This window comes from Streptomyces sp. NPDC006339, from assembly GCF_040612775.1.
In the GTDB taxonomy this organism is placed as follows: domain Bacteria; phylum Actinomycetota; class Actinomycetes; order Streptomycetales; family Streptomycetaceae; genus Streptomyces.
This window is the reverse complement of record NZ_JBEXQW010000038.1, coordinates 1-16,220: the sequence shown is the minus strand read 5'-3', so window position 1 is coordinate 16,220 and position 16,220 is coordinate 1. Positions and strand designations below refer to the sequence as shown.

The following is a 16,220-nucleotide window of genomic DNA, read 5'->3' as shown; positions in this document are numbered from 1 at the left end:
TCGCCCCTTCAGCCCTGCGGCCCCTCAGCCCTCAGCCCTGCGGCCCCTCAGCCCTCGGCCCTTCAGCCCTGCGGACCCTCGGCCCTGCGACCCCCGGCCCCCTCAGCGCACCTCGATCCCGAAATCCCCTACCAGCTCGGCGAGCCCGCCCCGATAGCCCTTCCCGCCGAGGACGAAGTCCCAGTCACCGCCCTCCCGGCGCCGGAACGACCCCAGCACCAGCGCCGTCTCCCCGGCCCGCCCCTCCGACACCCTCAGCCGGTCCAACTCCGTCCCCGAGTCGTCCCGCAACACGATCCCCGCGTCCACGAACCCCGCCAGATCCGCGTCCGGATTCACCTCCGGGTCCACCGCCGCCACCAGCACCAGCCGGTCCGCCCGCCGCGGCAGGGCGTCGAAGCCCACCCGTATCGCCGCCTTGTCCCCCGCCGGAGCCGTCACCATCGCCACGGAACCGTCCGGCGTCGCCGCGTTGTTGAAGAACACGAACCACTCGTCCCCGAGCACCCGGCCGCCCTCACACACCAGCGCGCACACATCCAGCGCCACCGACCCCGACCAGACCATGCCGAGCAGATTGAAACCCTCGTCCTCCTCGGCCGGCGCCTCCGCCGGCGCCACCGGCGCCGCGACCCCCGCCCCGGGCCCGAGCCGCCCCTGAAGACCATGCTGATGCAGCAGGTCCACCAGCTCCGTCCCCGAGATGAGAGTCAGCGGCTTGCCGTTGGCGAAGGCGTACGACCCCGGACCGAACTTCGACGTCGTGACGAGCACCCCCTTGTTCGCGCCCGCGTCCTGCACCGTCCCGAAGAGGTCCCGCACCGCACTCGGCGGCACCGTGTTCCGATACCGCTTCACCTGCACCACGATCGACCCACCACTGATCGGATCCGGGTCCAGCGCCTGGACGTCCACCCCACCGTCGTTCGACCGCCGCGTCGTCACCGCCTGCAGACCCCGCGCCCGGAACAGCTCGGCCACCAGCCCCTCGAACGCGATCGGATCCATCGCCAGCAGATCCGGCTCCTCACCGTCCCCCTGCGACACCACCCCCGAACCCACCTGCTCCGGCAGCGCCAGCGGCTGCACCGCCACCCGCTCGTCCGGCTTCGCCGACAGACGACCCCCCAGCGCACCCGTCACACACTCGACCGCACCGACCAACTCCAGGTTCAGCTCCTCGAAGACCGACCGCCCCACCGCCACCGACGCCACACACACCCGACCGGCCAGCCCCGTCGCGGGATCCACCCCACCGACGAAACCGTTCAGCGTCACCCTCTCCAAGGCCCCGAAACGGTCCGCGGCGAACAGCTCCCGCAGCGCCAGCAGCACACACTGCGCCAGCACACCCCGATACAGCGCCCGCCGCTGCGTGGCGGGCCGCGCGACCTCCCTCTCCTGATCCGTGCTCGGCAGGTACTTGACCCCCTTCGCCGCCGGCACCACCTCGTACCCCGGCAGATCCCAGTCGAGCACCAACGCCCGCGCCGCCCGGTCGTACGCCGCCGACACCTCCCGCGGAAAACCGTCCGGCCACGCCGTCGACGCGTACAGGACCGCCGAGAAGAACTCGACCGCCGTATCCGGCTCGCCGACCCTCAGCGCCTCCGCCATCGCCGCGATGCCCCCGTTGTGCCGGCGGATCTCCGCCAGCCGCGCCGCCGCCCACTCCTCGTACTGCCGCCGATACGCCGCCAACTGCTCGACCCGCCGCGCCTCGGCCGCCTGCGCCGCGTACCAGTCCCGCTCGAACGCCGCCCGCGCCTCCTGCTCCTCCTGCGCCCGCCCCGCCGCCGTCCACGCCGACCCCCGCGGCCGGTAGAACCGCTGGTCCGGCATCGCCACCGGCTCCGCGAGCCGCCCCGGCGCGAAAGGCTCCACCTCCTCCGGCTGCCGCAACGACTCCACGTCGAACGGCGCCTGCCGGCACCCCGCGGCCAGCAACCCCTCCAGCACCGCCACCCGCTCGTCCAGCTCCCGCGTCCGCCGCAGCGCGTCGGCATCCCGATGCCGCCGGTACTCCGCCCGCTGCTCCCGCTGCATCCGCGCCACATCACGCTCGTGCGCCCGCTGCGCCCGCTCGACCTCCCGCTGCCGACGCACCACCGCCTGGAGCTGCCCCTCCCGCTCCCGCTGCGCCACCCGCTGCGCCTCGGCCCAAACCCCGATCAACCCACTGGAACGCCGGCCCATCCGCCGCACCCCTCCCCGGAAAACACCCCTCGCGCATACGCCCCCGTAACGCACAAGTGTCCCGGACCTGAGAGGTCCGGGACACGAGTTTCGCGGAGCCCCCTGTCGGGTTCGAACCGACGACCCCCGCTTTACAAGAGCGGTGCTCTGGCCAGCTGAGCTAAGGAGGCAGCGAGTGCAGTGTAACGAACCCCCGCCCGCCGGAGGTCGGAAATCTCACCTCCTCCGGAGTGCTGACAGATCCGGCCCCGCCGGGTAGCGTCACCCGCAGTTCACTCAGGTGGACTACACCACATCCTTCCTTTACTCGGATCGTCCGGCACGTTCCTGCCGGTGAAGGGACACATCACCATGGCTTCCGTCACCTATGACAAGGCGACCCTGGTCTACCCCGGCGCCGAAAAGCCCTCCGTCAACGAGCTGGAGATCGAGATCGCCGACGGCGAGTTCCTCGTTCTCGTCGGCCCCTCCGGCTGTGGCAAGTCGACCTCGCTGCGCATGCTGGCCGGCCTGGAGGACGTCACCTCCGGTGCCATCCGCATCGGCGACCGCGACGTCACGCACCTGCCCCCGAAGGACCGGGACATCGCCATGGTGTTCCAGAACTACGCGCTGTACCCGCACATGACCGTCGCCGACAACATGGGCTTCGCGCTCAAGATCGCCGGCGTCAACAAGAGCGAGATCCGCGCCAAGGTCGAGGAAGCGGCGAAGATCCTCGACCTCACCGAGTACCTGGACCGCAAGCCGAAGGCGCTCTCCGGCGGTCAGCGCCAGCGTGTCGCCATGGGCCGCGCGATCGTCCGCGAGCCGCAGGTCTTCCTCATGGACGAGCCGCTGTCGAACCTCGACGCCAAGCTCCGCGTCTCGACCCGTACGCAGATCGCGAGCCTCCAGCGCCGCCTGGGCATCACCACCGTGTACGTGACGCACGACCAGACCGAGGCGCTCACCATGGGCGACCGGGTCGCGGTCCTCAAGGACGGCCTGCTCCAGCAGGTCGACACCCCGCGCAACATGTACGACAAGCCCGCCAACCTCTTCGTCGCCGGCTTCATCGGCTCCCCGGCCATGAACCTGATCGAGGTCCCGATCACCGACGGCGGCGTGAAGTTCGGCGCGAGCATCGTCCCGGTCTCCCGCGACGCCATCGCCGCCGCGTCCGCCAAGGGCGACACCACCGTCACGGTCGGCGTCCGCCCCGAGCACTTCGACGTGTCGGGCCCGACGAGCAAGGACGGCCTGGCGGTGACCGTGAACGTGGTCGAGGAGCTCGGCTCCGACGGCTTCGTATACGGCTCCACCCGCGTCGGCGGCGAGGACAAGGACCTCGTGGTCCGCGTCGGCGGCCGCGAGGTCCCGGCCAAGGGCTCCACGCTGCACGTCGTCCCGCGCTCCGCCGAGCTGCACGTCTTCTCGAGCTCGACGGGCGAGCGTCTCTCCGACTGACGCACCGCGCCCACGGCGCTCTCCGTACGGCCTCGTCCCCGCTTGCGGGGGCGGGGCCGTTCGCGTACAGGAGGCATGAAACACCGAGTCGGCGAAAACCCCGGCAGAACTGGGCATGGGGGCCCAAGTCCGCTCCCCCGCGTCAACACGGGATTCGAAAAGCAGCATCGAACCATCCCTCGCGAGAGTGACTAAATGTCGCCATATCACTACCGCCCGCTACGCTCGCCTGCGTGACTCACACTGCCCGCCGCATCGGCCGCTCTCTCGCCCTCGTCCTGCCCGTCGTCCTGGTGCTCTCCGGAACGCTCGCGGTGTCCGCCGTTCCGTGGGCCGGCCAGGCCACCGGGACCCAGATGCTGACCGCGTCCTCCACGGACGTCTCGGTCCGGGCCAAGTCCCGCGCACCGCAGGATATTCTCCGCGACCAGCTCCTCGCAGAGCTTCAGGAGAAGGACCCCGGCGTCGCCCTCACCCACCTCCAGCGCGAGGTGGAGAACCGGCCGTCGCTCGCCAAGCACTGCATGTCCATCGCGAAGGCCCTCGGCGCCGCCGCCGTCCGCCACTACGGACCCACGCGCGCCCAGTCCTACTCGCGTCCCGTCTGCGACACCTCCTTCGCGTACGGCGTCCTGCACGCCGCCGGCTGAGCCGGGCGAGCGACTCCCGGTCGGCCTGCCGTACACCGCATATCGTTCCCGGTATGCATACCTCCCCGACGCAGGCCGTGGTCCTGGCGGGCGGCCAGGGCTCGCGGCTGCGCCCGTACACCGACGACCGCCCCAAGCCGATGGTCGAGATCCCGGGCACCGGGACCCCGATCATCGGCCATCAGCTTTCCTGGCTCGCCGCGGAGGGCGTGACCCACGCCGTCGTCTCCTGCGGTCACCTCGCCGAGGTGCTCCAGGAGTGGCTGGCGGCCGCGAAGCTGCCCCTCGACGTGACCACCGTCGTCGAGTCCGAGCCGCTGGGCCGGGGCGGCGGCCTCAAGTACGCGGCCGCGCACCTGCCCGAGCCCGGGCAGCCCTGGTACGCGACCAACGGTGACATCTGGACCCGCTTCTCACTGCGGGAGATGGCCGACTTCCACGCCGAACGCGACGCCACCGCCACCCTCGCGCTGGCCCGGCCGCGGATCCCCTGGGGCGCCGTCGAGACCGACGCCTTCGGCCACATCACCGACTTCATCGAGTCGCCGCCGTCGCCGTACCTCATCAACGCCGGCGTGTACGTCTTCTCCGCGGCCTTCACGGATCTGCTGCCCGAGCGCGGCGACCACGAGCGCACCACCTTCCCCCGGCTGGCCCGGGAGCGGCGGCTGGCCGGCTTCCCGCTGCCGCAGGGCGCCTACTGGCGGGCCATCGACACCGCCAAGGACCTCACCGAGGCGGCCAAGGAGCTCGCCGCGCACGCCTGAGGGGTCCCTGAGCCTGAGTGCACCCCGACTGCCACCTGAGCGCCCCCTGAGGGACAGCCCCGCCATGCCGAAGGGGCGGCACCACGAGGACTCGTGGTGCCGCCCCTTCGCCGTACGGGCTCCCGTACTGGGTCCCGTACGGGTCCCGTACGGGCTCCCGCCGCTCAGCCCAGCAGGCCGCCGATCGGGTTGCGCGCCCCGCCCGAGGTCGAGCCGCCGTCCGTCGAGCCGCTGCTGCTTCCGCTCGTCGGCGTCCCGCTCGTGCCGCCCGAGGTCGAGTCGGAGCTGGAGGAGGACGGAGCCGTCGTACGCGACTGGCTCGGGCTGCGCGTTCCGCTGGTCGCGCTCGGGCTGCCCTGCTCACGCCGGGTCTCCCGCGCCGACTCCTTCGGCGTGGCCTCCTCCTCCTTCTCCTGCTCGCCGCTCGCCCCGGTCGTCGCCGACGGCTTCGGGCTCTTCGGGGCCTTGCGGGTCGGGCTGCTCGCTCCCGGTTCCTTCGGCAGCGGCTGCCCGGGGAGGTGGTTGACCGGGTCGTCGTTGGGGCCCGGCACCGTGACCATCTCGGTCGACCGCACCGCGCCGCCGAGCATCGAGCCGATCAGCAGCGTGAGGCCGACGACCACGGCCGCGACGACCGTGCCGCGCCGCAGCACGCGGCGGCGCAGGTCCCACAGCTCGGCGCGCGGGCCGAGCCGCCGCCATGCCTCGCCGGCGAGCCGGCCGTCGATCGAGTACACCGGGGCGCCCGCGATGATCAGCGGCGACCAGGCGGCCAGGTAGATGATGTCCGGCGCGTCGTAGACCGGCACGGTCTTCCAGCTCACGGTGAGGATCAGCGCGGCCGAGAGCAGCGCGCCGACCACGGCCGCGACCCGCTGCCACAGGCCGAGGACCGTGAGGACGCCGACGACGACCTGGAGGAAGGCGACGGTCAGTCCGGCGCCGACCGGGTGCTGGAGGGCGAAGTCGCGCAGCGGCTCGGCGAGCGCCCAGGGGTGCAGCGAGTTGAGCCACTTGACCATGGAGCCGCGCTCGCCACCGTCGAAGTAGACGGGGTCGCAGAGCTTGCCCATGCCCGCGTAGATGGAGATGAAGCCGAGGAAGACCCGGAGCGGCAGGAGCACCACCCCGAGGTTCATCCGGCGGCCGGGGTAGTAGGCGTGCCGCACCGGGTCCGCGCCGTGCCGGTGCGGGGAGCGGGCGTCGGGGTCGGCGCCCTCGTCGTACGCCTCGGGCTCGATGGCGTACAGATCGTCGTAGGCCCCCTCCGCGCGCCGCATCGGCGGCAGCAGCGGGGCGGCCGGGCCGGCGGGCACCACGGGCGTGGGCATGGTGTCGTCGATGCGCGGGATGGTCTGGGTGGTCGGCTCCAGGGTGGCGACGCCCGGGGCGGACGACTCGCGGACGGCCTGGAGGAGACCGGTGGCGCCGGGGGAGGACTTCCCGGTCCACACGACGGGCCTGCGGCGGGCCGTTCCGGCACCGGCCGCACCGGCGGCGGCACCGATTCCGGCGGCTCCCGCGAGGGCGGCGATCCGGGGGTTCGCGGCGAACTTCGGCTGTTGGGCCGGCGCGAGCCGCACACGGAAGCTGGCGTGGTTCACGATCACCTGGGCGGGATCGGAATCCACCTTGACCATGCTCAGCGCGGGCTGATCGTCGAACCCCGGCCGGGGCGTTCTGGTGTCCACACTCATCTAACCGAGTGACGCGGGGTTAGGACACTGCCTTGACGGGCCCCAAATGTCGGAGGCCCGTCAAGATCACGGCCGGGGCGCCTCCCCCGTTCGGGTCAGCGCGAGCGGTACGGGGTTCGACGCGAGCGGTACGGGGTTCAGCCCATGCGGCGGCGGGCCGCCTCGTAGAGCACGACACCCGCGGCGACACCGGCGTTCAGCGACTCGGCGCCGCCCGGCATCGGGATGCGGACCAGGAAGTCGCAGGTCTCGCCGACCAGGCGGGACAGGCCCTTGCCCTCGGAGCCGACCACGATGACGACCGGGCCGGCCAGCGCCTCCAGCTCGTGGACCTCGGTGTCGCCGTCGGCGGCGAGGCCGACGACGGTGAGGCCCGCCTTCTGGTACTGCTCCAGGCAGCGGGTGAGGTTGGTGGCGCGGGCCACGGGCGTACGGGCGGCGGTGCCGGCCGAGGTCTTCCAGGCGCCGGCGGTCATGCCGGCCGCGCGCCGCTCGGGCACGACCACGCCGTGGCCGCCGAAGGCGGAGACGGAGCGGACGACGGCGCCGAGGTTGCGCGGGTCGGTGACGCCGTCGAGGGCGACGATCAGCGGGTCCTCGTGGTCGTCGAAGGCCGCCTCGGCGAGGTCCTCGGGGTGCGCGTACTCGTAGGGCGGGACCTGGAGGACGAGGCCCTGGTGGTTGAGGCCGTTCGTCATCCGGTCCAGCTCGGGGCGCGGCGCCTCCATGATGTTGATGTTGCCGCGGCCGGTGGCGAGGCTCAGGGCCTCGCGCACGCGCTCGTCGTTGTCGATGAACTGCTGGACGTAGAGCGTGGTGGCGGGCACGCCGTCGCGCAGCGCCTCGAAGACCGGGTTGCGGCCGACGACCATCTCCGACTGGCCCTTGCCGCCGCGGCGGGCGACGGGCTTGCGCTTGGCCGCGTTCCGGGCCATGGCGTTGGAGACGCGATATGCCTTGTGGCCCTTGCGGTTCTCGGCCTTGGGCGTCGGGCCCTTGCCCTCGAGGGAGCGGCGTCGCTTGCCACCGCTGCCGACCGTCGCGCCCTTCTTGTTGGACGTGCGGCGGTTCCTGCGCTGGCTGTTCCCGGCCATGACTACCTGTTTCCTCTACTGCGTAAGTGAAGCCTGTAAGTGAAGTGTGCCGCCCGGGGCCCCGGACGGCACATTCATCAGCGGTCTAGCGGTTGCCCAGCGTCCAGCGGGGGCCGTCGGGGCCGTCCTCGACGGCGAGTCCGGAGCGGTTGAGCTGGTCGCGGATGGCGTCCGCGGTCGCCCAGTCCTTGCGCTCGCGGGCGGACTCGCGCTGTTCGAGCACGAGCCGTACGAGGGTGTCGACGACGCCGTGGAGTTCCTCGCCGCGGTCGCTCTCCTCGGCCCACTGGGGGTCGAGCGGGTCGAGGCCGAGGACGCCGAGCATGGCGCGCACCTCGGAGAGGCGGGCGATGGCCTCGTCCTTGTCGTCGGCGGCCAGGGCGCTGTTGCCCTGGCGGACGGTGGTGTGGATGATCGCGAGCGCGTGGGGCACGCCGAGGTCGTCGTCCATGGCCTCGGCGAAGGCCGGCGGCACCTCGGCGGCGGGGGCGACGGGCGACCCGGCCTTCTCGGTGGCGCGCTGGACGAAGCCCTCGATGCGGGCGAACGCCGCCTCGGCCTCGCGCAGGGACTCCTCGCTGTACTCGATCATCGAGCGGTAGTGCGGGGTGCCCAGGTAGTAGCGCAGGACGATGGGGCGCCAGTTCTTCACCATCTCGGAGACGAGGACGCTGTTGCCGAGCGACTTCGACATCTTCTCGCCGCTCATGGTGACCCAGGCGTTGTGCACCCAGTAGTGGGCGAAGTCGTCGCCGAACGCCTTGGCCTGGGCGATCTCGTTCTCGTGGTGGGGGAAGATCAGGTCGAGGCCGCCGCCGTGGATGTCGAAGGCGGAGCCGAGGTACTTGTGGGCCATCGCCGAGCACTCCAGGTGCCAGCCGGGACGGCCGCGGCCCCATGGGGTCTCCCAGTCGGGCTCGCCCGGCTTGGTGGCCTTCCACATGGCGAAGTCGCGCGGGTCGCGCTTGCCGGTGATGCCCTCCTCGGGGGGCTGGCGCAGGTCGTCGATGTCCTGGTTGGACAGGGACAGGTAGCCGGGGAAGGAGCGCACGTCGAAGTAGACGCTGCCGTCGGCCTCGTAGGCGTGGCCGCGCTCGATGAGGCCGCGCATCATCTCGACCATCTCGGTGACGTGGCCGGTGGCGCGCGGCTCGTAGGTCGGCGGCAGGCAGCCGAGGGCACGGTAGCCGTCGTTGAAGGCGCGCTCGTTCTCGTAGCCGATGGACCACCAGGGGCGGCCCTGGTCGGCGGCCTTGGCGATGATCTTGTCGTCGATGTCGGTGACGTTGCGGACGAACGTGACGTCGTAGCCGCGGTACGCGAACCAGCGGCGCATGATGTCGAAGTTCAGGCCCGACCGGATGTGCCCGATGTGCGGGGCGGCCTGCACGGTCGCGCCACAGAGGTAGATCGAGACACAGCCCGGCTTGATCGGGGTGAAGTCACGGATCTGCCGGGCGCTGGTGTCGTACAGGCGAATGGTCACGGGTCCAGGGTAGTGGGCGGCGGACAGTGCGCTGCGACCGATTCCCGCTCGGGCGGCGACTTTTTCGGGCGCGGGGCTGCCGGGCGGTCGGGGCGAGGGGGGCGGACCGGGCCGCCGTCGGGGCGGCCCGGTCGCCGGGGCTACGGCGCGGGGGTGCGGTACACGAGGGCCGTCGCGAGGGCCGCCAGGCCCTCGGCGCGGCCGGTGAGGCCGAGGCCGTCGGTGGTGGTGCCGGAGACGGAGACGGGCGCGCCGGCCGCCTCGCCGAGGGCCTTCTGCGCCTCGTCGCGGCGCTTGCCGATCTTGGGGCGGACGCCGACGACCTGGACGGCGATGTTGCCGATCTCGTAGCCCTCGGCGCGGACGATGCGCGCGGCCTCGGCGAGGAGGGTGACGCCGGAGGCGCCGGACCACTCGGGCCGGGACGTGCCGAAGTGGGCGCCGAGGTCGCCGATGCCGGCGGCCGAGAAGAGCGCGTCGCAGGCGGCGTGGGCGGCGACGTCGCCGTCGGAGTGCCCGGCGAGCCCGTACCCGTCGCTGTCGGAGTCCTCCCAGAGGAGGCCGGCGCACCACAGCTCGCGGCCCTTCTCGAAGGCGTGGACGTCGGTGCCGATGCCCGTGCGGGGCAGCAGGGGGAGGTCAGAAGCCATCGTTGGCCCTCCTGCGGGCGAGTACGGCCTCGGCGAGGACGAGGTCGAGGGGGCGGGTCACCTTGAACGCCTCCTCGTGGCCGGGGACGACGACCACGGGCGCGCCGAGCTTCTCGACCATGCCGGCGTCGTCGGTCGCGCCTTCGCCGGTGAGGGCGATGGTGGCGTGGGCGTTGACGAGGGTGTCGCGGTCGAAGCCCTGCGGGGTCTGTACGGCGCGGAGGCGGGCGCGGACCGGGGTGGCGACGACCTGCTCGGGGTCGCCGTTCTTTTCGGCCGGCTCGACCTCCTTGACGGTGTCGGCGACGGGCAGCGCGGGGACGACGGCGACGGCCCCGTCCCGTACCGCCTCGATGACGGCGTCGACGGTGTCGACGGGTACGAGGGGGCGGGCGGCGTCGTGGACGAGGACGGTGGTGATGTCCTCGGGGAGCGCCTGGAGGCCGAGGTGGACGGACTCCTGGCGGGTGTCGCCGCCGGGGACGACCACGTAGTCGGTGCGGTCGGGCAGCGCGTGGGTGTCGAGGAGGTTCTTGACCTCGGCGGCCCCATCGGCGGGCGCGACCACGACGACGAGGGAGACGGCGCGGGAGGCGGCCATCGCCCGGACGGCGTGGATGAGCATGGGTGTGCCGTTCAGCGCGCGCAGCGCCTTGGGGGCGCCCGGGCCGAGGCGCACGCCCCGGCCGGCCGCGGGAATCACCACGGCGGTACGTGGAGGACGCGCTTCGTCTGTCATCGGTTGCACTCCGGCAGGTTTGTTTCCGCGGACGAGGTGGGTATGGCGTCAGCAAGCTGATGGAGACGCCTCGACCGGGCCCTTTCCGTGACGACGGTCGGGGCGTCGCCATGCGAGGCGTCGCCGTGCGAGAGCCGCGGGTCAGGGGGTCGGGAGAAGAGAGACGAACATGCCGCGGTGCCCGGCGACGGCACTGTGGAATCACGAGGATTCACAGCGCACCGACGGGCACCGCGGCATGTGCTGGGCTTGGCATGGACGCCAGGCGTCAGACGGTTCGGACAGCAGGCGTCAGGAGGCGAGCACCTCGTCGAGGAGTGCCTCGGCCTTGTCCTCGTTGGTGTTCTCCGCGAGGGCCAGCTCGCTCACCAGGATCTGGCGCGCCTTGGCGAGCATGCGCTTCTCGCCGGCGGACAGTCCGCGCTCGCGCTCCCGGCGCCACAGGTCGCGCACCACTTCGGCGACCTTGATGACGTCGCCGGAGGCGAGCTTCTCCAGATTTGCCTTGTAGCGACGAGACCAGTTCGTGGGCTCCTCGGCGTACGGTGCGCGCAGCACCTCGAAGACCCGGTCCAGCCCGTCCTGACCGACCACGTCGCGAACACCGACGAACTCCGCATTGTCCGCCGGCACACGAACCGTCAGGTCGCCCTGCGCGACCTTGAGCACCAAGTAGGTCTTGTCCACGCCTTTGATCTGGCGAGTTTCGATGGCCTCGATCAGCGCGGCCCCGTGATGGGGATAGACCACGGTGTCGCCAACCTTGAACGTCATGTGACAGGTACCCCTTCCGTGGCTATCCAGGGTAACACGGATACGGCTTCTTCTGAATGGCGTTTTCGCAGGTCAGGGCATATCTCGGGGCTTGACAACAGCGACGCGGACGTGCTGCGGCGGGCTTCCGGAAGACGGTATTCGCAGGTGGGAGCGGCTGCGTGGACACAGAGAAACACCCACGTTACAGGTGCGGAGAGGGGTGTGAAGAAGGGGTGATGTCCCGGTTTGCCGGGTTCGGTGTGGCCTGCTTCACGTACTCCGTTCGAGGATCGGTCACCCGTACGGACGGATTCTCGAATTGATCACCGGGGACCGGTCGGATTTTTTCGGAGGACTTCGAAGGACCCGGACGGAGGAATGCGGGACCGGGTGCCGAATTGATCACGACGGATATGTGAACGGCGGGCCAATGGGTCGTGATCCGGCCACGTCGGCGTGTTCGTGACGGTGGCCCGCGACGGCGGCCGTGGCAGGCCGGATGCGCGGAGGGGCGGGTCGGGTGCGGGACGGAGAGTGCGGCTCGGTAACCTAAGCGCGCTGACACACCTTTAGTCGTCCCTAGCCTGTCCGTACGTCCTAGGAGTTGCCGCCGCCGTGAGCCGCAGCCTTCGACGCGGCGCCCTCGCCGCCACCGCCCTCGTGATCTCGATCGCCTCGCTCTCCGCCTGTGGGGCGGGCAACGACGCTCAGACGCTCGGTGTCCGGCCGGACAACGCCGCCGTCACGGTGGAAGACGTCCAGATCCAGAACGCCGTCGTGATCACCCAGCCCGAGCCGGGCGCGGAGGGTCCCGCGGTCGTCTCCGCGACCGTCTTCAACAACGGCCGGTCCGACGAGACCCTGGAGTCCATCAGCCTGCCGGGCACCAACGCCAAGGTGACGCTGAAGGCGGCCCAGGGCTCCGGCCCGATCACCGTCCCGGCCGGCGGCTCGGTCGTCATCGGCGGCAAGGGCAACGCGTCCGCCACCATCGAGAACGGCCGCGAGGCCGCGAAGAACGGCGACGCGCAGAAGGTCGTCTTCAAGCTGAGCAAGACCGGTGACGTGGAGCTGGAGGCGTTCGTCGTCCCCGCGACCAGCTACTTCAAGGACTTCGGCCCGGCCGAGATCCCGAAGCCCCCGGCCGCCACGCCGTCGGGCACCGCCACCCCGTCCGGCACGGCGACGCCGGGCCACGGTGCCGCGACGCCGGGCCACGGCGCGGGCGCCACGTCCACCCCGACGGGCGAGGCGAGCCACTCGGCCGGCCACTGAGCCCCGTAGCCACACGTGAAGGGCGCCCCCTCCCGGGAGGGGGCGCCCTTCACGTACGTACAGAGGGCGCGGCCGGGGAGGCCGCGGCCCGCCGCGCTCTACGGCTCGAACTTGTAGCCCAGGCCCCGCACCGTCACCAGGTACCGGGGCGCGCCCGGGTCCGGCTCGATCTTCGCCCGGAGGCGCTTCACGTGGACGTCGAGGGTCTTGGTGTCGCCCACGTAGTCCGCGCCCCAGACGCGGTCGATGAGCTGCATGCGGGTCAGGACGCGGCCCGCGTTGCGCAGCAGCATCTCCAGGAGGTCGAACTCCTTCAGGGGGAGGTCGACCTTGCCGCCGGCGACGGTGACCACGTGCCGGTCGACGTCCATGCGGACCGGACCGGCCTCCAGGGCGGCGGGGGTGACCTCCTCCGGCTCGCCGCGGCGGCGCAGGACCGCGCGGATGCGGGCGACCAGCTCCCGCGAGGAGAAGGGCTTGGTCACGTAGTCGTCGGCTCCTATCTCCAGGCCGACGACCTTGTCGATCTCGCTGTCCTTGGCGGTCACCATGATGACCGGGACGTTCGACCGGCCGCGGAGCTGGCGGCACACCTCCGTACCGGGCAGGCCCGGCAGCATCAGGTCGAGGAGGACGAGATCCGCTCCGTTGCGCTCGAACTCGTCGAGGCCGTCGGGCCCGGTCGCCGCGACGGCGACCTCGAAGCCTTCCTTGCGGAGCATGTACGACAGGGCGTCGCTGAAGGATTCCTCATCCTCGACGACAAGCACTCGGGTCACGGAAGGACCTCCGGGGCGGGGAGCGGTTCGGTCATGAGATCGGGGGTGGTCGAGGCGGTCGCGGAGGAGGACCGGCGGTCCCGTACGGCGCCCGCCTCGGGCAGCCGCAGGGTGAAGGTGGACCCCTGGCCCTCGGTGCTCCACACCGTGACCTCCCCGCCGTGCGAGGCGGCCACGTGCTTCACGATGGCCAGGCCCAGACCCGTACCGCCGGTGGCACGGGAGCGGGCGGGGTCGACGCGGTAGAAGCGCTCGAAGATGCGCTCCTTGTCCTTGTCGGGGATGCCGATGCCCTGGTCGGTCACGGCTATCTCGATCATGTCGCCGCCGGGCGCCGCGACGCGGCGGGCGGCGATGCCGACCCGGGTGTGGGCCGGGGAGTAGTTGACGGCGTTCTCGACGAGGTTGCCGAGCGCGGCGGCGAGCTGCCCGCGGCTGCCCCAGACGAACAGGTCCGAGGTCCCGCCGGACGCCATCGTGATCTGCTTCGTGGACGCGGTGTGCCGGGAGCGGTCGATCGCCTCGGCGACCAGCTCGTCCACCCGCACCGGCTCGGAGTCCTCCAGCGGGTCGTCGTTCTGCACCCGCGAGAGGTCGATGAGCTCCTGTACGAGGTTGGTCAGGCGGGTCGCCTCGATCTGCATCCGGCCCGCGAAGCGGGTGACCGCCTCGGGGTCGTCCGAGGCGTCCATGACGGCCTCGGAGAGCAGGGAGAGCGCGCCGACGGGCGTCTTGAGCTCGTGGCTCACGTTGGCGACGAAGTCGCGCCGTACCGCTTCGATACGGCGGGCCTCGGTCAGGTCCTCGACGAGCAGCAGCACGAGCCGCGACCCCAGCGGGGCGACCCGGGCGGAGACGGCGAGGGCCTCGCCGCGGCCGGTGCCGCGCCGGGGCAGGTCGAGCTCGACCTGGCGTATCTCCCCGTCGCGGCGGGTGTCGCGGGCCATGTTGAGCATGGGCTCGACGGCCAGCTTCCCGCCCCGGACCAGGCCGAGGGCGTACGCCGCCGAGCTGGCCTTGACCACGGAGTCGCTCTCGTCGAGGACGACCGCGGAGGAGCGCAGCACGGACAGCACGGTGTCGACGCCGGGCGGCAGCACGGCGTCGGTGTGCAGGGAGGTGCGGGTGGGTCGCGCCTGGTCGCGCTCGCTCCAGCGGAACGCCAGCATGGCGATCACGCCGGTGCACACGCCGGCGATAGCGGCCAATGCGGCGACCGCCGCGTTCACGTCCATGCCATCCAGGTTATGCGGGTCGGCTGACACTCTCCCAGCCGTCCGAGTGGCTCCTCGAACAGTCGTCGCCCAGAGTTCACCGAGGAGACGGTGGTGGTTCATTTGACCCGAGGGAGGTCGCGGCGCAGGTCGCCCAGAGTTCACCTGGGGGAAAGTGCCGGTTCATACGGGCGGGTGGAGCCGGACGCGTACGGGCCCGAACGTGGGAGCGTGGGAGTACCGGCCCCGGTACGAACCGCACACCGGCCTGAGTGACGGATCCACCCCGAGGCACGCAGAGCAGGCACGTACAGCAGGCACGTAGAGCAGGAGAGAGGGACACCGATGCGGGACGCGTACCACGAGGAACTTGACTCTATCGGCGAGGGCCTGGTCGAGATGGCCCGCCTGGTCGGGTCGGCGATCGGGCGCGCCACGACGGCCATGCTCGACGCCGACCTGAAGCTCGCGGAGAGCGTGATCGCCGCGGACCAGAAGGTCGACGACCTCCAGCACGACCTGGAGGCGCGGGCGATAGCGCTGCTCGCCCGGCAGCAGCCGGTGGCGACGGACCTGCGGATCGTGGTCACCTCGCTGCGGATGAGCGCCGACCTGGAGCGCTCGGGCGACCTGGCCCAGCACGTCGCGAAGCTGGCCCGGCTGCGCTTCCCGGACCGCGCGGTGCCGAACGACCTGCACGCCACGATCCTGCAGATGGGGCAGTTGGCGCAGCGCCTGATGGCGAAGGCGGCGGAGGTCATCATCACCAAGGACGTCGACCTGGCGCTCCAGCTCGAGCAGGACGACGACGAGATGGACACGCTGCACCGGACGCTGTTCAAGCACCTGATGGACGACCGCTGGAAGCACGGCATCGAGACGGCCGTGGACGTGACGCTGCTGGGGCGCTACTACGAGCGGTTCGCGGACCACGCGGTGTCGGTGGCCAAGCGCGTGGTCTACCTGGTGACGGGTGAGCACGCGGACGAGCTCCAGCCGGCGGAGGCGCCGGTCGAGGGCGCGTAGGGCGGCGCGCGGGGGGCGCGGAGGGGAGGCGCGCCGGGAGGGGCGCGCGGGGGTGGCCGGTCGGTGGCTCGCACACCAGTGCGCCGTTGATGCGCCCTGGGGGCGGGGCATGCAATGGAGGGAGGCGAGGTACGCCTCTCAGGGAGGGACCCCATGGCCGATTCCGCTCCGATCACCGTTCCCCAGCAGGAGACCGTGCTCCCGCGCGACGCGGAGTTCCTGCCCGTCCTCGGCGCCTGCGGGTGCGGCTCCGGCTGCGGCTGCGGCTGCCAGTCCGGCGGACCGTGCCAGTGCGGCGGCTGCTCCGGCTGACCCCTGGACGCGCGTCGGCGCGGGCCCCGCTCACCCCGTCAACACGATGGTCGACCAGCTCTCGGCGTTCGGCTCCGAGGTGACCCGGGTGGCGCGGGAGGTCGGCGTCGAGGGTCTGCTCGGTGGTCAG

At 71.8% G+C, this 16,220-nt stretch carries 15 protein-coding genes and 1 tRNA gene; 6 read left to right on the top strand and 10 right to left on the bottom strand.

Features of this window, described 5'->3' with window-relative positions; translation table 11 throughout:
* Positions 1–102: 102 nt before the first annotated feature.
* Together ABZ135_RS27295 and ABZ135_RS27290 are read right to left on the bottom strand one after the other, a co-directional pair.
* The gene (locus ABZ135_RS27295; protein WP_356699092.1) at positions 103–2,196 is read right to left on the bottom strand and encodes a restriction endonuclease; all 2,094 of its coding nucleotides are present in this window, start codon (positions 2,194–2,196) and stop codon (positions 103–105) included.
* Between the two features lie 96 nt (positions 2,197–2,292).
* Positions 2,293–2,366, bottom strand: a tRNA-Thr gene (locus ABZ135_RS27290).
* Between the two features lie 181 nt (positions 2,367–2,547).
* Between ABZ135_RS27290 and ugpC the strand changes: the two genes are divergently transcribed.
* The 3 genes from ugpC (at position 2,548) to ABZ135_RS27275 (ending at position 5,062) form a co-directional block, all read left to right on the top strand.
* Positions 2,548–3,645 carry a sn-glycerol-3-phosphate ABC transporter ATP-binding protein UgpC gene (gene ugpC, locus ABZ135_RS27285; protein WP_356699090.1) on the top strand — a complete coding sequence of 366 codons (1,098 nt, stop codon included), beginning with the start codon at positions 2,548–2,550 and terminating at the stop codon, positions 3,643–3,645.
* 233 nt (positions 3,646–3,878) lie between these two features.
* Positions 3,879–4,295 carry a hypothetical protein gene (locus ABZ135_RS27280; RefSeq protein WP_356699088.1) on the top strand — a complete coding sequence of 139 codons (417 nt, stop codon included), beginning with the start codon at positions 3,879–3,881 and terminating at the stop codon, positions 4,293–4,295.
* 53 nt (positions 4,296–4,348) lie between these two features.
* Positions 4,349–5,062 carry a nucleotidyltransferase family protein gene (locus tag ABZ135_RS27275; protein ID WP_356699086.1) on the top strand — a complete coding sequence of 238 codons (714 nt, stop codon included), beginning with the start codon at positions 4,349–4,351 and terminating at the stop codon, positions 5,060–5,062.
* Between the two features lie 164 nt (positions 5,063–5,226).
* On the opposite strand, the gene ABZ135_RS27270 is transcribed toward ABZ135_RS27275, so the two are convergent.
* The 6 genes from ABZ135_RS27270 to ABZ135_RS27245 form a co-directional block, all read right to left on the bottom strand.
* Entirely contained in the window at positions 5,227–6,759 is a 1,533-nt protein-coding gene (locus tag ABZ135_RS27270; protein ID WP_356699084.1) for a DoxX family membrane protein, read from the bottom strand.
* 137 nt (positions 6,760–6,896) lie between these two features.
* On the bottom strand, positions 6,897–7,853 hold the full coding sequence (rlmB, locus tag ABZ135_RS27265) for a 23S rRNA (guanosine(2251)-2'-O)-methyltransferase RlmB (protein ID WP_356699082.1): 957 nt from the start codon (positions 7,851–7,853) through the stop codon (positions 6,897–6,899).
* Between the two features lie 85 nt (positions 7,854–7,938).
* Positions 7,939–9,339 carry a cysteine--tRNA ligase gene (cysS, locus tag ABZ135_RS27260; protein WP_356699081.1) on the bottom strand — a complete coding sequence of 467 codons (1,401 nt, stop codon included), beginning with the start codon at positions 9,337–9,339 and terminating at the stop codon, positions 7,939–7,941.
* 140 nt (positions 9,340–9,479) lie between these two features.
* The gene (gene ispF / locus ABZ135_RS27255) at positions 9,480–9,989 is read right to left on the bottom strand and encodes a 2-C-methyl-D-erythritol 2,4-cyclodiphosphate synthase (RefSeq protein ID WP_356699079.1); all 510 of its coding nucleotides are present in this window, start codon (positions 9,987–9,989) and stop codon (positions 9,480–9,482) included.
* Positions 9,979–10,728, bottom strand: coding sequence for a 2-C-methyl-D-erythritol 4-phosphate cytidylyltransferase (ispD, locus tag ABZ135_RS27250; RefSeq protein ID WP_356699077.1), 750 nt, complete (start codon positions 10,726–10,728; stop codon positions 9,979–9,981). The genes ispF and ispD overlap by 11 nt, the downstream gene beginning before the upstream one ends.
* Positions 10,729–11,019: 291 nt before the next feature.
* Positions 11,020–11,502: a CarD family transcriptional regulator gene (locus tag ABZ135_RS27245; RefSeq protein WP_003953493.1), complete on the bottom strand. Its 483-nt coding sequence runs from the start codon at positions 11,500–11,502 to the stop codon at positions 11,020–11,022.
* Positions 11,503–12,099: 597 nt separating this feature from the next.
* Here ABZ135_RS27245 and ABZ135_RS27240 point away from each other — a divergent pair.
* A complete protein-coding gene (locus ABZ135_RS27240) occupies positions 12,100–12,759 on the top strand; it encodes a DUF461 domain-containing protein (protein WP_356699075.1) in 660 nt (219 codons plus the stop codon).
* A gap of 98 nt (positions 12,760–12,857) precedes the next feature.
* Here the strand turns inward: ABZ135_RS27240 and ABZ135_RS27235 are convergent, their stop codons facing one another.
* Positions 12,858–13,538: a response regulator transcription factor gene (locus ABZ135_RS27235; RefSeq protein ID WP_015035162.1), complete on the bottom strand. Its 681-nt coding sequence runs from the start codon at positions 13,536–13,538 to the stop codon at positions 12,858–12,860.
* Positions 13,535–14,773, bottom strand: coding sequence for an ATP-binding protein (locus ABZ135_RS27230; RefSeq protein WP_356699073.1), 1,239 nt, complete (start codon positions 14,771–14,773; stop codon positions 13,535–13,537). The genes ABZ135_RS27235 and ABZ135_RS27230 overlap by 4 nt, the downstream gene beginning before the upstream one ends.
* A gap of 324 nt (positions 14,774–15,097) precedes the next feature.
* Here ABZ135_RS27230 and phoU point away from each other — a divergent pair, with 324 nt between their 5' ends.
* Together phoU and ABZ135_RS27220 are read left to right on the top strand one after the other, a co-directional pair.
* Complete coding sequence (phoU, locus tag ABZ135_RS27225; RefSeq protein ID WP_345486630.1) at positions 15,098–15,778, top strand: phosphate signaling complex protein PhoU; 681 nt, start codon at positions 15,098–15,100, stop codon at positions 15,776–15,778.
* A 153-nt stretch (positions 15,779–15,931) separates the two neighbouring features.
* Positions 15,932–16,090, top strand: a complete 159-nt coding sequence (locus ABZ135_RS27220; protein ID WP_356699071.1) for a hypothetical protein — start codon at positions 15,932–15,934, stop codon at positions 16,088–16,090.
* The last annotated feature ends 130 nt before the right edge of the window (positions 16,091–16,220 follow it).

Excerpts from the sequence above, each read along its gene's own strand:
- ABZ135_RS27295 (WP_356699092.1), bottom strand. The coding sequence starts at position 2,196 with ATGGGCCGGCGTTCCAGTGGGTTGATCGGGGTTTGGGCCGAGGCGCAG.
- ugpC (WP_356699090.1), top strand. The coding sequence starts at position 2,548 with ATGGCTTCCGTCACCTATGACAAGGCGACCCTGGTCTACCCCGGCGCC.
- ABZ135_RS27275 (WP_356699086.1), top strand. The coding sequence starts at position 4,349 with ATGCATACCTCCCCGACGCAGGCCGTGGTCCTGGCGGGCGGCCAGGGC.
- ABZ135_RS27270 (WP_356699084.1), bottom strand. The coding sequence starts at position 6,759 with ATGAGTGTGGACACCAGAACGCCCCGGCCGGGGTTCGACGATCAGCCC.
- rlmB (WP_356699082.1), bottom strand. The coding sequence starts at position 7,853 with ATGGCCGGGAACAGCCAGCGCAGGAACCGCCGCACGTCCAACAAGAAG.
- ispF (WP_356699079.1), bottom strand. The coding sequence starts at position 9,989 with ATGGCTTCTGACCTCCCCCTGCTGCCCCGCACGGGCATCGGCACCGAC.
- ispD (WP_356699077.1), bottom strand. The coding sequence starts at position 10,728 with ATGACAGACGAAGCGCGTCCTCCACGTACCGCCGTGGTGATTCCCGCG.
- ABZ135_RS27245 (WP_003953493.1), bottom strand. The coding sequence starts at position 11,502 with ATGACGTTCAAGGTTGGCGACACCGTGGTCTATCCCCATCACGGGGCC.
- ABZ135_RS27230 (WP_356699073.1), bottom strand. The coding sequence starts at position 14,773 with ATGGACGTGAACGCGGCGGTCGCCGCATTGGCCGCTATCGCCGGCGTG.
- phoU (WP_345486630.1), top strand. The coding sequence starts at position 15,098 with ATGCGGGACGCGTACCACGAGGAACTTGACTCTATCGGCGAGGGCCTG.
- ABZ135_RS27220 (WP_356699071.1), top strand. The coding sequence starts at position 15,932 with ATGGCCGATTCCGCTCCGATCACCGTTCCCCAGCAGGAGACCGTGCTC.